This is a genomic window from Streptomyces avidinii (assembly GCF_014650695.1).
In the GTDB taxonomy this organism is placed as follows: domain Bacteria; phylum Actinomycetota; class Actinomycetes; order Streptomycetales; family Streptomycetaceae; genus Streptomyces; species Streptomyces avidinii.
In genome coordinates, this window is record NZ_BMVL01000007.1 from 287,826 (window position 1) to 302,360 (window position 14,535).

Consider the following 14,535-nt stretch of genomic DNA (forward strand, 5'->3'; position numbering starts at 1 on the left):
CCCCCCGCCGCTCCTCTCGGAGCAGCGGGGGGCTTCTTCTTACGAGCTCTTAGCCGTTGTACGGGCCGTAGTCGTAGTCCTCCAGCGGGACAGCCTGGCCGGAGCCGGAGCCGAAGGGCGAGTAGTCGATGTCGTCGTAGCCGACGGCCGAGTACATCGCTGCCTTGGCTTCCTCGGTGGGCTCCACCCGGATGTTGCGGTAGCGGGCGAGGCCCGTACCGGCCGGGATGAGCTTACCGATGATGACGTTCTCCTTGAGGCCGATGAGGCTGTCGGACTTGGCGTTGATCGCCGCATCCGTCAGGACTCGGGTCGTCTCCTGGAAGGAGGCGGCCGACAGCCAGGATTCCGTCGCCAGCGAGGCCTTGGTGATACCCATCAGCTGCGGACGGCCGGAGGCGGGGTGACCGCCCTCGGTGACCACACGACGGTTCTCGGTCTCGAACTTCGACCGCTCGACCAGCTCGCCCGGCAGGAGCTCCGCGTCGCCGGACTCGATGATCGTCACGCGGCGCAGCATCTGCCGGATGATGATCTCGATGTGCTTGTCGTGGATCGACACGCCCTGCGAGTTGTAGACCTTCTGGACTTCGCCGACCAGGTGGACCTGGACGGCACGCTGACCGAGGATGCGCAGCACGTCGTGCGGGTTGGTGGCACCCATGGTGAGCTTCTGGCCCACCTCGACGTGGTCGCCCTCGTGCACGATGACCTTGGCGCGCTTCGAGATCGGGAACGCCGTCTCGTCGCTGCCGTCGTCGGGCGTGATGACGATCTTCTTCGTCTTCTCGGTCTCCTCGATCCGCACGCGGCCGGCGGCCTCGGAGATCGGGGCGACACCCTTCGGGGTACGGGCCTCGAAGAGCTCGACGACACGCGGCAGACCCTGCGTGATGTCGTCACCGGCCACACCACCGGTGTGGAAGGTACGCATCGTCAGCTGGGTACCGGGCTCACCGATGGACTGGGCGGCGATGATGCCGACCGCCTCACCGATGTCGACCAGCTTGCCGGTGGCGAGCGAGCGTCCGTAGCAGAAGGCGCAGGTGCCGACCGCGGACTCACAGGTCAGGACCGAGCGGGTCTTGACCTCCTCGACGCCGTTGGCGACCAGGGCGTCGATGAGCACGTCACCGAGGTCGACGTTGGCCGGCGCGATGACCTTGCCGTCGATGACGACGTCCTCGGCCAGCATGCGGGCGTAGATCGAGGTCTCGACGTCGTCGGCCTTGCGCAGCACGCCGTCCTCGCCGCGAACGGCGATCTTCAGCTTCAGGCCGCGCTCGGTGCCGCAGTCCTCCTCGCGGATGATCACGTCCTGCGAGACGTCCACCAGACGACGGGTCAGGTAACCCGAGTCGGCGGTACGCAGGGCGGTGTCCGCCAGACCCTTACGGGCACCGTGCGTGGAGATGAAGTACTCCAGAACGGTGAGGCCCTCACGGAAGGACGCCTTGATCGGACGCGGGATGGTCTCGTTCTTCGCGTTCGACACCAGACCACGCATACCGGCGATCTGTCGCATCTGCATCATGTTTCCTCGGGCACCCGAGTCAACCATCATGAAGATGGGGTTCGTCTTGGGGAAGTTCGCGTTCATCGCCTCGGCAACCTCGTTGGTCGCCTTGGTCCAGATCGCGATGAGCTCCTGCGTGCGCTCGTCCTTGGTGATCAGACCGCGCTCGTACTGCTTCTGGACCTTCTCGTCCATCGCCTCGTAGCCCGCGACGATGGCCTTCTTGGCCTCGGGCACGACGACGTCGGAGATGGCCACGGTGACGCCCGAACGGGTCGCCCAGTGGAAGCCGGCCGCCTTCAGGTTGTCGAGCGTCGCCGCCACGATGACCTTGGGGTAGCGCTCCGCCAGGTCGTTGACGATCTCGGAGAGCTGCTTCTTGCCCACCGAGTAGTCGACGAACGGGTAGTCCTCGGGCAGCAGCTCGTTGAAGAGCGCGCGACCCAGGGTGGTCTTCAGACGGAAGCTGTCGCCCGGCTGGAACTCCTGCTCGCCCTCCTCGGCGACCGGCGCCACCCAGCCACGCGGCGGGATGGTGCCCACCGGGAAGCGGATGTCGACGGACGACTGCAGCGCGAGCTCGCCGTTGTCGAACGCCATGGTCGCCTCGGCCGTGGAGCCGAACGCGCGGCCCTCGCCCTTGGTGTCACGGAGCTCACCGTCGGTGGTCAGGAAGAACAGACCGAGGACCATGTCCTGGGTCGGCATCGTGACCGGACGGCCGTCGGCCGGCTTGAGGATGTTGTTCGAGGACAGCATCAGGATGCGGGCCTCGGCCTGCGCCTCCGCGGAGAGCGGCAGGTGCACCGCCATCTGGTCACCGTCGAAGTCCGCGTTGAACGCGGTGCAGACGAGCGGGTGGATCTGGATGGCCTTGCCTTCGACCAGCTGGGGCTCGAAGGCCTGGATGCCGAGGCGGTGCAGCGTGGGCGCACGGTTCAGCAGAACCGGGTGCTCGGCGATGACCTCTTCGAGGACGTCGTAGACGACCGTGCGGCCGCGCTCGACCATCCGCTTGGCGCTCTTGATGTTCTGCGCGTGGTTCAGGTCGACCAGGCGCTTCATCACGAACGGCTTGAAGAGCTCCAGCGCCATGGCCTTGGGCAGACCGCACTGGTGCAGCTTCAGCTGCGGACCGACGACGATCACGGAACGCGCGGAGTAGTCCACACGCTTACCGAGAAGGTTCTGACGGAATCGACCCTGCTTGCCCTTCAGCATGTCGCTGAGGGACTTCAGGGGACGGTTACCGGGACCGGTGACCGGACGACCACGACGACCGTTGTCGAAGAGGGCGTCCACGGCCTCCTGAAGCATGCGCTTCTCGTTGTTCACGATGATCTCGGGGGCACCGAGGTCGAGGAGACGCTTCAGACGGTTGTTGCGGTTGATCACGCGGCGGTACAGGTCGTTCAGGTCGGAGGTCGCGAAGCGGCCACCGTCCAGCTGCACCATCGGACGCAGGTCCGGCGGGATCACCGGCACGCAGTCCAGAACCATGCCCTTGGGCTTGTTGCTGGTCTGCAGGAACGCGGAGACGACCTTGAGGCGCTTGAGCGCACGGGTCTTCTTCTGGCCCTTGCCGGTACGGATGATCTCGCGGAGGCGCTCAGCCTCCTCCTCGAGGTCGAAGGACTCCAGGCGCTTCTGCAGCGCGGCGGCGCCCATGCAGCCATCGAAGTACGTGCCGAAGCGGTCACGCAGCTCGCGGTAGAGGAGCTCGTCGCCCTCCAGGTCCTGGACCTTGAGGTTCTTGAAGCGGGCCCACACCTCGTCGAGGCGGTCGATCTCGCGCTGGGCGCGGTCACGGAGCTGCTTCATCTCGCGCTCGGCACCTTCGCGCACCTTGCGGCGTACGTCGGCCTTCGCGCCCTCGGCCTCGAGCTCGCCCAGGTCGGTCTCGAGCTTCTTGGCCCGGCCTTCGAGGTCCGCGTCACGGCGGTTCTCGATCTGCTGGCGCTCGACGGAGACGTGCGCCTCCAGCGACGGGAGGTCGCGGGTGCGGCGCTCGTCGTCGACGAACGTGATCATGTACGCGGCGAAGTAGATGACCTTCTCGAGGTCCTTCGGCGCGAGGTCCAGCAGGTATCCGAGGCGCGACGGGACGCCCTTGAAGTACCAGATGTGGGTGACGGGAGCGGCAAGCTCGATGTGGCCCATCCGCTCACGGCGCACCTTGGCGCGCGTGACTTCGACGCCACAACGCTCACAGATGATGCCCTTGAAGCGGACACGCTTGTACTTACCGCAGTAGCACTCCCAGTCCCGGGTAGGACCGAAGATCTTCTCGCAGAAGAGTCCGTCCTTCTCGGGCTTGAGGGTGCGGTAGTTGATGGTCTCCGGCTTCTTGACCTCGCCGTGCGACCAGGTTCGGATGTCGTCCGCGGTGGCAAGGCCGATCCGCAGCTCGTCGAAGAAGTTGACGTCGAGCACTGTGCGTCAATCCCTCTTTCGGGGTCGAGTCTCAATCATGGTCTGAACGGTCCCGGGGATGACGGGGGGCTCTTGAGCGAGCCCCCCGTCAGGCCCGTCAGACCTCTTCGACGCTGCTCGGCTCGCGCCGGGACAGGTCGATACCGAGCTCCTCCGCCGCGCGGAAGACGTCCTCGTCGGTGTCGCGCATCTCGATGGACATGCCGTCCGAGGACAGCACCTCCACGTTGAGGCAGAGCGACTGCATTTCCTTGATGAGCACCTTGAAGGACTCGGGAATGCCCGGCTCGGGGATGTTCTCGCCCTTGACGATGGCCTCGTAGACCTTCACGCGGCCGGTGACGTCGTCGGACTTGATGGTCAGCAGCTCCTGGAGGGCGTAAGCGGCGCCATAAGCCTCGAGCGCCCACACCTCCATCTCACCGAAGCGCTGGCCACCGAACTGCGCCTTACCACCCAGCGGCTGCTGCGTGATCATCGAGTACGGACCGGTCGACCGAGCGTGGAGCTTGTCGTCGACCAGGTGGTGGAGCTTGAGGATGTACATGTACCCGATCGAGATCGGGTCCGGGAACGGCTCGCCGGAGCGGCCGTCGAACAGACGCGCCTTGCCGGACGGGAGGACCAGGCGGTCACCGTCGCGGTTCGGGATGGTGTGCTCGAAGAGGCCTGCGAGCTCGTCCTCACGGGCACCGTCGAACACGGGGGTGGCGACGTTGGTACCGGGCTCGACCTTGTCGGCACCGATGACCTTCAGACGCTCGGCCCACTCCTCGCCGAGGCCGGAGACGTCCCAGCCGCGGCTGGCGAGCCAGCCGAGGTGGATCTCCAGGACCTGTCCCGGGTTCATTCGGGACGGGACACCCAGCGGGTTGAGGATGATGTCGACCGGCGTGCCGTCTTCCAGGAAGGGCATGTCCTCGATCGGAAGGATCTTGGAGATGACGCCCTTGTTGCCGTGGCGGCCGGCGAGCTTGTCACCGTCGGTGATCTTGCGCTTCTGGGCGACGTAGACGCGGACCAGCTGGTTCACGCCCGGAGGAAGCTCGTCGCCCTCCTCGCGGTCGAAGACGCGGACACCGATGACCTTGCCGATCTCACCGTGAGGGACCTTGAGCGAGGTGTCACGCACCTCGCGGGCCTTCTCACCGAAGATCGCGCGGAGCAGGCGCTCCTCCGGGGTCAGCTCGGTCTCACCCTTGGGCGTGACCTTGCCGACCAGGATGTCGCCGGCGACGACGTCCGCACCGATGCGGATGATGCCGCGCTCGTCGAGGTCCGCGAGGACCTCCTCGGAGACGTTCGGGATGTCCCGGGTGATCTCCTCGGGGCCGAGCTTGGTGTCACGCGCGTCGACCTCGTGCTCCTCGATGTGGATCGAGGAGAGGACGTCGTCCTGCACGAGGCGCTGCGACAGGATGATCGCGTCCTCGTAGTTGTGACCTTCCCAGGGCATGAACGCGACGAGCAGGTTCTTGCCGAGGGCCATCTCGCCCTCTTCGGTCGCGGGACCGTCGGCGAGGACCTGGGACTCGACGATCCGGTCACCCTCGTTGACGATGACCTTCTGGTTGACCGAGGTGCCCTGGTTCGAGCGGGAGAACTTGGCGACGCGGTACGTGGTGTACGTGCCGTCGTCGTTGGCGACGGTGATGTAGTCGGCCGAGACCTCCTGGACGACACCGTCCTTCTCCGCACGGATCGAGTCACCGGCGTCGACCGCACAGCGGTACTCCATGCCGGTGCCGACGAGCGGGGCCTCCGCCTTGATGAGCGGAACGGCCTGGCGCATCATGTTCGCGCCCATGAGGGCACGGTTGGCGTCGTCGTGCTCCAGGAAGGGGATCATCGCGGTCGCGACGGACACCATCTGGCGCGGGGAGACGTCCATGTAGTCGACGTCGTCGCCGGCGATGTAGTCGATCTCGCCGCCACGACGACGCACCAGCACGCGGTTCTCGGTGAAGCGCATGTCCTCGGACAGGCCGGCGTTGGCCTGGGCGATGACGAAGCGGTCTTCCTCGTCGGCCGTGAGGTAGTCGACCTCGTCGGTGACGACACCGTCGATGACCTTGCGGTACGGGGTCTCGACGAAACCGAACGCGTTGACGCGGCCGTAGGAGGCGAGCGAGCCGATCAGACCGATGTTCGGGCCTTCAGGGGTCTCGATCGGGCACATGCGGCCGTAGTGCGACGGGTGAACGTCACGGACCTCGAAGCCGGCCCGCTCACGGGACAGACCGCCGGGGCCCAGCGCCGACAGGCGGCGCTTGTGGGTCAGGCCCGAGAGCGGGTTGTTCTGGTCCATGAACTGCGACAGCTGGCTGGTGCCGAAGAACTCCTTGATGGAGGCGACGACCGGCCGGATGTTGATCAGGGTCTGCGGCGTGATGGCCTCGACGTCCTGAGTCGTCATGCGCTCGCGGACGACGCGCTCCATACGAGCCAGACCCGTGCGGACCTGGTTCTGGATGAGCTCGCCGACGTTGCGCAGACGACGGTTGCCGAAGTGGTCGATGTCGTCGGTCTCGACGACGATCGAACGGCCGGACTCACCGGTGGTCTCGGTCTCGCCGGCGTGCAGCTTGACCAGGTACTTGATGGTCGCGATGACGTCGTCGGTGGTGAGCACACCGGCGTCGAGCGGCTCGTCGGCGCCGAGCTTCTTGTTCACCTTGTAGCGGCCGACCTTGGCGAGGTCGTAGCGCTTCGGGTTGAAGTAGAGGTTCTCGAGCAGCGTCTGAGCGGCCTCGCGGGTCGGCGGCTCGCCCGGACGCAGCTTGCGGTAGATGTCGAGCAGCGCGTCGTCCTGGCCCTGGGTGTGGTCCTTCTCCAGGGTGGCGCGCATGGACTCGTACTCGCCGAACTCCTCCAGGATCTGCTCGGTGGTCCAGCCGAGAGCCTTCAGGAGGACGGTGACGGACTGCTTGCGCTTGCGGTCGATGCGGACACCGACCATGTCGCGCTTGTCGATCTCCATCTCCAGCCAGGCACCCCGGGACGGGATGATCTTGGCGGAGAAGATGTCCTTGTCGGACGTCTTGTCGATCGAGGAGTCGAAGTAGACACCGGGGGAGCGGACAAGCTGCGACACGACGACACGCTCGGTGCCGTTGATGACGAAGGTGCCCTTGTTGGTCATGAGCGGGAAATCGCCCATGAAGACCGTCTGAGACTTGATCTCTCCGGTCTCGTTGTTCGTGAACTCGGCAGTGACGAACAGCGGAGCCGCGTACGTGAAGTCGCGCTCCTTGCACTCGTCGACAGAGTTCTTCGCCGGCTCGAAACGGTGGTCGCGGAAGGTCAGCGACATCGACCCGGAGAAGTCCTCGATCGGCGAGATCTCCTCGAAGATCTCTTCCAGACCGGACTTGGTGGGGACGTCCTGTCCACTCTCAAGCGCCGACTCGACGCGAGACTTCCAGGCGGCATTGCCGAGAAGCCAGTCAAAGCTCTCGGTCTGCAGCGCCAGGAGGTTCGGAACCTCGAGGGGCTCCTTGATCTTTGCAAAGGAGATGCGCAGCGGGGCGGTGCTGGCACCGTTGTTCGTATTGGTCGAGGCGTTGCGCGAGGCGGCCAAGAGGGGGTCCTTCCGAGGGCTCGGACTCACTACGCGCGTACCGGTCCCAGCAGACACAGAAGACAAGCCCCCCAAATCCAACCGAAAAGGCCAGGTCAGGGTGGATCAATCAAGTGTGCTCAAGCGTGGGCATGTCCCTGGCGACGGGCAGGGGACAGCTAACAGGCAGCGCAAAGGGTCAGTGTAGCCACTCGGCTCACTGATGTCCAGACCAGGTTTCCGGAAACCGGCAACAGGCCTTCCCCATGTCGTTCAACCAACACTGTGTCCAACGCTGCGGCGCCCGTACTCGTGCACAGAGCGCGTATCAGTACTGCCCTCTTCGTAGTCGATCCATGCCTCGGATCGCGGATCCAGGCGGTCGACCTCTCGACGGGACTGAGAATTGCGCGCCGCGTCCCGTTCGTCAAGGCCCCCTGCTCCGAGCGGATCATCTTCGGACCCTGCTTCGGGGCAACGATGATCACCCTACTCCCCAACGAGACCAGGGCAAGTCAGGCACCGCGGGTACGCCAAAGGGCGACCACCCTTACGGGTGATCGCCCTTGGTTGGGGCCCCAGAGGGCCCCAGAGGTGTTACTTGACCTCGACAGCCGCGCCGGCAGCCTTGAGGGACTCGGCGGCCTTGTCAGCGGCCTCCTTGGCGACCTTCTCGAGGACCGGCTTCGGAGCGCCGTCCACGAGGTCCTTGGCCTCCTTCAGACCCAGGGAGGTCAGCTCACGCACGACCTTGATGACCTGGATCTTCTTGTCGCCGGCACCGGTGAGGATGACGTCGAACTCGTCCTGCTCCTCAGCGGCCTCAGCGGCAACCGGGGCACCCGGACCGGCAACGGCGACGGCCGCAGCGGCGGTGACGTCGAACTTCTCCTCGAAGGCCTTCACGAACTCGGAGAGCTCGATGAGGGTCATCTCCTCGAACTGGGCGAGGAGGTCGTCCTGAGAGAGCTTCGCCATGATGGGCGATCCTTCCACTAAATCGGCAGGTGCCGGATGTATATAGAGGCGGGCGTAACGGCCCGCTACGACCCACGCACTAGGCGGCGTGGATCAGTGCGCGAGCCGAATTACTCGGCACCGCCCTGCTCGGCGAGCTTGACGCGAAGCGCTTCCGCGGTGCGGACGAACTTCGACGGCAGCGCCTGGAAGAGCGAGGCAGCCTGAGACTGCTTGCCCTTGAACGCGCCGGCCAGCTTGCTGAGCAGAACCTCGCGGGACTCGAGGTCCGCAAGCTTCTTGATCTCATCGGCGGTGAGCGCCTTACCATCAAGGACACCCGCCTTGATGATGAGGTTCGGGTTGTCCTTGGCGAAGTCACGCAGGCTCTTCGCCGACTCCACCGGGTCACCGGTGATGAAGGCGACCGCGGTCGGACCAGCGAAGTGCTCGTCCAGCGCGGTGATCCCGGCCTGGTTGGCCGCAATCTTGGTCAGCGTGTTCTTCACCACGGCGTACTGGGCGTTCTCACCAAGGGAGCGACGCAGCGTCTTGAGCTGCGCGACGGTGAGACCCCGGTACTCGGTCAGCACGGCGGCGTTCGAGCTCTGGAACGCGTCCTTGAGCTCGGCTACCGATGCAGCCTTGTTGGGCGTCGGCATGGTGCGTTCGCCTCCTTCCGGGTGATGAGGACCGCTCAGAAGGGGCTAAATAAGAAACGCCCCGGCGTAGGCGCCAGGGCGTGGCTCAACCGGAACGAGTTCCGGGAACCTTCCACAGTCACCTACGCGGGTCGTCCGCATTCAACGGATCCTTCGGCCACCGAACCCTTGCGGGCACGGCAACGACCAGCGGTCTTTGGCTTCTGGGGAAGACTACGTGAAGGGGTGCAGCCGAGGCAAATCGCCTCAGGAATCGAGGTCCAGGCCGCCCAGTCCGGCGTCCCGGAGCGTCTTGTCGGCCTCCTTCAGGTCCTCGTCCGCCTGCTTGAGCTTGCGGTCGGTCTCCTTCGTCACCTCGTCGAAGGAGACGACCTGGTCGGCCGGCGGGGCCTCGACGGGAGCGGCCTTGCCGAAGTCGGAGAACTTCGCCGTGGTCTTCGTCGTCCCCTTGCCGTCCGTGCTCACGGTCTCCGCGCGGACCGGGTAGCCGTCCTTGCCGATCCACAGGTCCACCTCGAAGGCGGTGAGGTGCTTCACGGACTCGTGGAGGTACTGGCGGTTCGCCTCCTGCATGACCTTGGTGGACTCGTCCGCCTTGAGCAGGTCGGCCCCCGTGAAGCTGCCCTTGTAGTGCTCGGCGTCGATGCCGTCGGCCGTCTTCTCGGCGCCGACGTGCGTGAGCTTCTCCTGGCCGAGCAGCATGGCGAGGTACTCGGCCGGGTCGTCGTTGAGCCGGACCCCCGGCTTGCCGTCCTTGGCCAGGTTCATGCTCATCCAGGCCTTGCCCATGAGGGGCTCGCCCAGGTGGGTGTAGACCATGTCGCCGATCATGACCGAGCGGGTGTCGGGCTTCTCGCTCTTCAGGATCACGTCGTGGCTGGACGGGTACCAGCCCTTGGTGCCGGACTGGCTGTCGGTCTTGCCGTCGCGCTCGACGACGGAAAGCTCCGCCTTGGCGAACTTGGCGGCCACCGTCTTCAGGTAGGAGGCCTTCACCGCCTCCGCGGGCGAGTGCGCCTGCTCGGCGGCGGCCTTGCCCCCGTCGGCCTTGCCGGTGCCCGCGTCGGCCTTGTCGCCGCCGCAGGCCGTGAGGCCGCCCACGAGCAGTGCGGTGCCCGCCAGGGCGATTCCGGCTCGGGTCCGGACAGCCTGGTTCATCTGGTTCTCCCCCATGTGGATCTTTGAATCCTTGATCTCTGTTGCTGAAATGCGTGCCGCCGGGGCGCGTGGGAGGGTCAGGCCCCCGCGCCGGGTCCGCCCAGTTCCTTGAGCATCGCGAAGAGGTCGAAGGTCTCGTTCTCCGGCGGAGTCCGCACGGTGGCCGCGGAGCCGTAGTCCGAGTAGTAGGCGTCCATGTTCAGGACCCCCTGGGGCGTCCCGATGCCGACCTTCATGTGGACCGGGTAGCCGTCCTTGTTGAGCCAGACGTCCATGTCGTAGCCCTTGATGCCGGCCTTCTTCGTGGCCTCGACGAGCTTGGTGCGCTCGGCCTCCGAGAGCACCTTCGCCGACTCGTTCACCGCGAGCATCTCCTCGAAGCTCACGGCGCCCTTGTAGTGCTCGGCGTCCACGCCCTCGACCTTCTCGCCGCCGAGGTGCTTCACGTTCGGGGAGCTGAGCAGCAGGGCGAGCTGCTTGGCCGGGTCCTGGTTCTGGTCCATGGTGCCCATGCCGCTGAGCTTCTTGAGCGCCTCGGCGTCGCCGGAGGCCTCCGCGGCGGCGGTGACGTCCAGCTTCATCCAGCTCTTGCCGTCCAGGCCCTCGGACATCGGGGAGCCCTTCGGCACCTCCATGTACATGACGTTGTTCGACATGATCATGCGCATGGACTCGGCGCCCGCGCCCGGGGTCAGCGTGCCCTTCATGGTGATGTCCATGACCTGCGGGTCCCAGCCCTGGGTACCGGTCATCTCCATGGTCCCGCCGCCGCCCAGGGAAGCGGGCATCGACATGGTCATGCGGACCTTGGCCGACTTGGCGGCCGAGGTCTTCTTGTACGCGGCCGCGAGCGCCTCGGTGGCGGAACCGCCTGCCGCGGGCTTGCTCGGCTCTGCGGAAGCCCCGGTGGCAGCCCTGCCGGAGTCCTCCTTCTTCCCGTTCTCGCACGCCGTGGCCCCACCCACGAGCAGTACGGCGGCCAGCGCTGCGCCGACGGTCTTCTTCCGGTACGCGGACACGCGCATCCCCACCCCTTGATCGATCTCTTCCGGCCGACCCTACGTTCCTGCTCGGCCGGATCGCGCCCCCATTACGCCCCCGTCGAGCGATATGTGGTCATGAACACGAAAACGGGCCCCTCGCCACCCTGTGAAGGGGGCGAGGGGCCCGTTCGTCGATCAGATCAGTGAGCCGTCGGGCTCAGCCCGATCAGACAGCAGCCGGGTCTTCCTCGACGAGGAGGTTCCGGGTGCGGTTGGAGTCCAGCTGGATGCCGGGGCCCATCGTGGTGCTGAGGGCGGCCTTCTTGATGTAGCGGCCCTTCGCGGCGGACGGCTTCAGACGAAGGATCTCGTCGAGGGCCGCGCCGTAGTTCTCGACCAGCTGCTCATCGGAGAAGGAGACCTTGCCGATGATGAAGTGCAGGTTCGAGTGCTTGTCGACGCGGAACTCGATCTTGCCACCCTTGATCTCGGTGACAGCCTTCGCGACGTCCATCGTGACGGTGCCGGTCTTCGGGTTCGGCATGAGGCCACGGGGACCGAGCACGCGGCCGAGGCGGCCGACCTTGCCCATGAGGTCCGGGGTGGCCACAACGGCGTCGAACTCGTTCAGGCGGTTGCCCTTGGCGATCTCGTTGATCAGCTCGTCGTCGCCGACAATGTCGGCGCCGGCGGCTTCCGCGGCCGCTGCACGGTCACCGGTCGCGAAGACCAGGACCCGGGCGGTCTTGCCGGTGCCGTGCGGGAGGTTCACGGTGCCGCGGACCATCTGGTCGGCCTTGCGCGGGTCGACACCCAGGCGGAAGGCGATCTCGACGGTGCTGTCGAACTTGGTCGTGGAGGTCTCCTTGGCGAGACGGACGGCCTCGAGCGGGGCGTACAGCTTCTCCCGGTCGACCTTGGCGTCCGCAGCGCGGAGAGTCTTGCTGCGCTTCACTTCTGCTCCTGTGTTTTGGCTTCAGGCATGGAGTCGTGGTGCGGACCAGCGCTTGGTCCTACCACTGATGGTGCTGGGGGTGGCTGGATCAGCCTTCGACGGTGACGCCCATCGAACGCGCGGTGCCGGCAATGATCTTGACGGCGGCGTCGATGTCGTTGGCGTTCAGGTCGGGCATCTTCAGCTCGGCGATCTCCTTGACCTGGGCAGCCGTGAGCTTGGCGACCTTGGTCTTGTGGGGCTCGCCGGAGCCCTTCTCGATGCCCGCGTGCTTCAGGATGAGGCGCGCGGCCGGCGGAGTCTTGGTGATGAAGGTGAAGGAACGGTCGTCGTAGACCGTGATCTCCACCGGCACGACCATGCCACGCTGCGACTCGGTCGCGGCGTTGTAGGCCTTGCAGAACTCCATGATGTTGACGCCGTGCTGACCGAGCGCAGGGCCGACCGGCGGAGCCGGGTTGGCCGCACCGGCCTTGATCTGGAGCTTGATAAGCCCCGTGACCTTCTTCTTCTTGGGAGGCATTGCTCTCTCCGGGTCCTAGTGAGAGTTTTCAGCCGCCGATCCGGTCATCCGGATGGAGGCATACCGCACCACGATAACGGGTATCGGTGCGGGGCTAAAAACCGAGCAGGTCAGACCGCCCTTCACGGGGCGATCTGACCTGTCCGGAAGCTGTTGCTCAGAAGATCAGTTCTTCTGGATCTGGTCGAAGCTGAGCTCGACCGGGGTCTCGCGGCCGAAGATCTCGACGAGGCCCTTGACCTTCTTCGAGTCGGGGTTGATCTCGTTGATCGTCGCCTGCAGCGTCGCGAACGGACCGTCGGTGACGGTGACCGAGTCGCCGACCTCGAAGTCCAGGACCTCGATGGTGCGCTTGACGGCGGGCGCGGGCAGACCGGCCTCTTCCGCAGCGGCCTTGGCGGCCTTCTCCTGCGCCTCCGGGGCGAGCATCTTGACGATCTCGTCCAGGGTCAGGGGGTACGGGTCGTACGCGTTGCCGACGAAGCCGGTGACGCCAGGGGTGTTGCGGACGACGCCCCAGGACTCGTTCGTCAAATCCATGCGGACGAGAACGTAACCGGGCAGCTTGTTCTGCCGGACGTTCTTGCGCTCGCCGTTCTTGATCTGGACGATCTCTTCCTCGGGCACCTCGGCCTGGTAGATGAACTCCTCGACGTTCAGCGAGACGGCACGCTGTTCGAGGTTGGCCTTCACGCGCTTCTCGTAGCCGGCGTAGGTGTGGATCACATACCACTCGCCGGGCAGGAGGCGGAGCTCCTCGCGCAGGGCCTGGATCGGGTCGACGGGCTCGGCGGGCTCGACCGGAGCGGCCTCTTCGGCCTCTTCCTCGTCGGCCTCGACCTCGGCCTCGTCAGCAGCCTCTTCGACCTCGGCGTCGGCGTCGGCCTCGACCGCGGTGTCAGCCTCGACCTCGACCTCGTCCTCGTCGGACTCGACGCGCAGCGCGGCCTCTTCGGCAGCGGCACCCGCCTCGGCGTCGGCGAGCTCGGCCTCGTCGGGGTCCACAGCGTCCGCCGCCTCGACGATGTCGAGCTCGTCCTCGACGGACTCGACGGAGTCGTGGCTCGCGTTCAGGTTCGGGTCAGACACGGTGGCTGCTTCTTCCTGGATACAAAAGGTGGTGGAACATGCGAAAACGGGCGACACCCATCAGGCGCCGCCCCCCGCGGGATCAGCCGAAGACGAACTTGATGGCTTTCTCGAACCCAAAGTCAATCACGGTCACCAGACCGATCATGATGACGACGAAGACAATCACCACGGTGGTGTACGTCGTGAGCTGGTTGCGAGTGGGCCAGACAACCTTGCGGAGTTCCGCGACGATCTGGCGGTAGAAAAGCGCGAGACGGCCCAGAGGGCCCTTCTTGCCGCGCTTGCCGCCCTTGCGGGCCTTCTTCTCGCGCGTCTCGTCCTCGGCGTCAGGCATGTCGATGGAGCCCAGGGCGTCCGTCACGTCTCTCACCTGAATCCGGGTCGTGGCCGTACCGCGCCCGGTTGCGCCGCACGGCGTTGCATCTAAGTACGTACCTGCGCACACACGTCCGAGTTGGAGTGTGGAGCAGGGCCGGAGGGACTCGAACCCCCAACCGCTGGTTTTGGAGACCAGTGCTCTACCAATTGAGCTACGACCCTTTGCGTCCCCCAACCTACCGCATCCGAGCGAGTGCACGGAGTGCTCACGCTTCTCAGCGGCTGGCGAGGTCCAACGACAGGTGAGTGTACGTGAACCGGGACCTGACGTCGAACAGCACCCGACCTGACATGCGGCAGTCCGTTGACTGAAACGGTG

At 65.7% G+C, this 14,535-nt stretch carries 10 protein-coding genes and 1 tRNA gene; all 11 read right to left on the minus strand.

Annotated features, from left to right (window positions below):
- Window positions 1–49: 49 nt before the first annotated feature.
- Window positions 50–3,949 (minus strand): DNA-directed RNA polymerase subunit beta', encoded by a 3,900-nt coding sequence (locus tag IE257_RS20480; RefSeq protein WP_030725970.1) that lies wholly within the window; start codon window positions 3,947–3,949, stop codon window positions 50–52.
- A 97-nt stretch (window positions 3,950–4,046) separates the two neighbouring features.
- Window positions 4,047–7,529 (minus strand): DNA-directed RNA polymerase subunit beta, encoded by a 3,483-nt coding sequence (rpoB, locus tag IE257_RS20485; protein ID WP_189970640.1) that lies wholly within the window; start codon window positions 7,527–7,529, stop codon window positions 4,047–4,049.
- Between the two features lie 576 nt (window positions 7,530–8,105).
- Window positions 8,106–8,486, minus strand: coding sequence for a 50S ribosomal protein L7/L12 (gene rplL, locus IE257_RS20490; protein ID WP_189970642.1), 381 nt, complete (start codon window positions 8,484–8,486; stop codon window positions 8,106–8,108).
- A 110-nt stretch (window positions 8,487–8,596) separates the two neighbouring features.
- Window positions 8,597–9,127: a 50S ribosomal protein L10 gene (gene rplJ, locus IE257_RS20495; protein ID WP_030008449.1), complete on the minus strand. Its 531-nt coding sequence runs from the start codon at window positions 9,125–9,127 to the stop codon at window positions 8,597–8,599.
- A gap of 246 nt (window positions 9,128–9,373) precedes the next feature.
- Complete coding sequence (locus tag IE257_RS38975) at window positions 9,374–10,285, minus strand: SCO4651 family lipoprotein (protein WP_268251426.1); 912 nt, start codon at window positions 10,283–10,285, stop codon at window positions 9,374–9,376.
- Window positions 10,286–10,362: 77 nt separating this feature from the next.
- Entirely contained in the window at window positions 10,363–11,310 is a 948-nt protein-coding gene (locus IE257_RS20505; protein WP_189970644.1) for an SCO4651 family lipoprotein, read from the minus strand.
- Between the two features lie 184 nt (window positions 11,311–11,494).
- Window positions 11,495–12,223, minus strand: a complete 729-nt coding sequence (gene rplA, locus IE257_RS20510; protein WP_031147455.1) for a 50S ribosomal protein L1 — start codon at window positions 12,221–12,223, stop codon at window positions 11,495–11,497.
- 88 nt (window positions 12,224–12,311) lie between these two features.
- Window positions 12,312–12,746, minus strand: a complete 435-nt coding sequence (rplK, locus tag IE257_RS20515) for a 50S ribosomal protein L11 (RefSeq protein ID WP_030008445.1) — start codon at window positions 12,744–12,746, stop codon at window positions 12,312–12,314.
- A gap of 165 nt (window positions 12,747–12,911) precedes the next feature.
- The gene (nusG, locus tag IE257_RS20520) at window positions 12,912–13,835 is read right to left on the minus strand and encodes a transcription termination/antitermination protein NusG (RefSeq protein WP_189970646.1); all 924 of its coding nucleotides are present in this window, start codon (window positions 13,833–13,835) and stop codon (window positions 12,912–12,914) included.
- A gap of 82 nt (window positions 13,836–13,917) precedes the next feature.
- Window positions 13,918–14,199 carry a preprotein translocase subunit SecE gene (secE, locus tag IE257_RS20525; protein ID WP_030388883.1) on the minus strand — a complete coding sequence of 94 codons (282 nt, stop codon included), beginning with the start codon at window positions 14,197–14,199 and terminating at the stop codon, window positions 13,918–13,920.
- 106 nt (window positions 14,200–14,305) lie between these two features.
- A tRNA-Trp gene (locus IE257_RS20530) sits at window positions 14,306–14,378 on the minus strand.
- Window positions 14,379–14,535 lie beyond the last annotated feature (157 nt).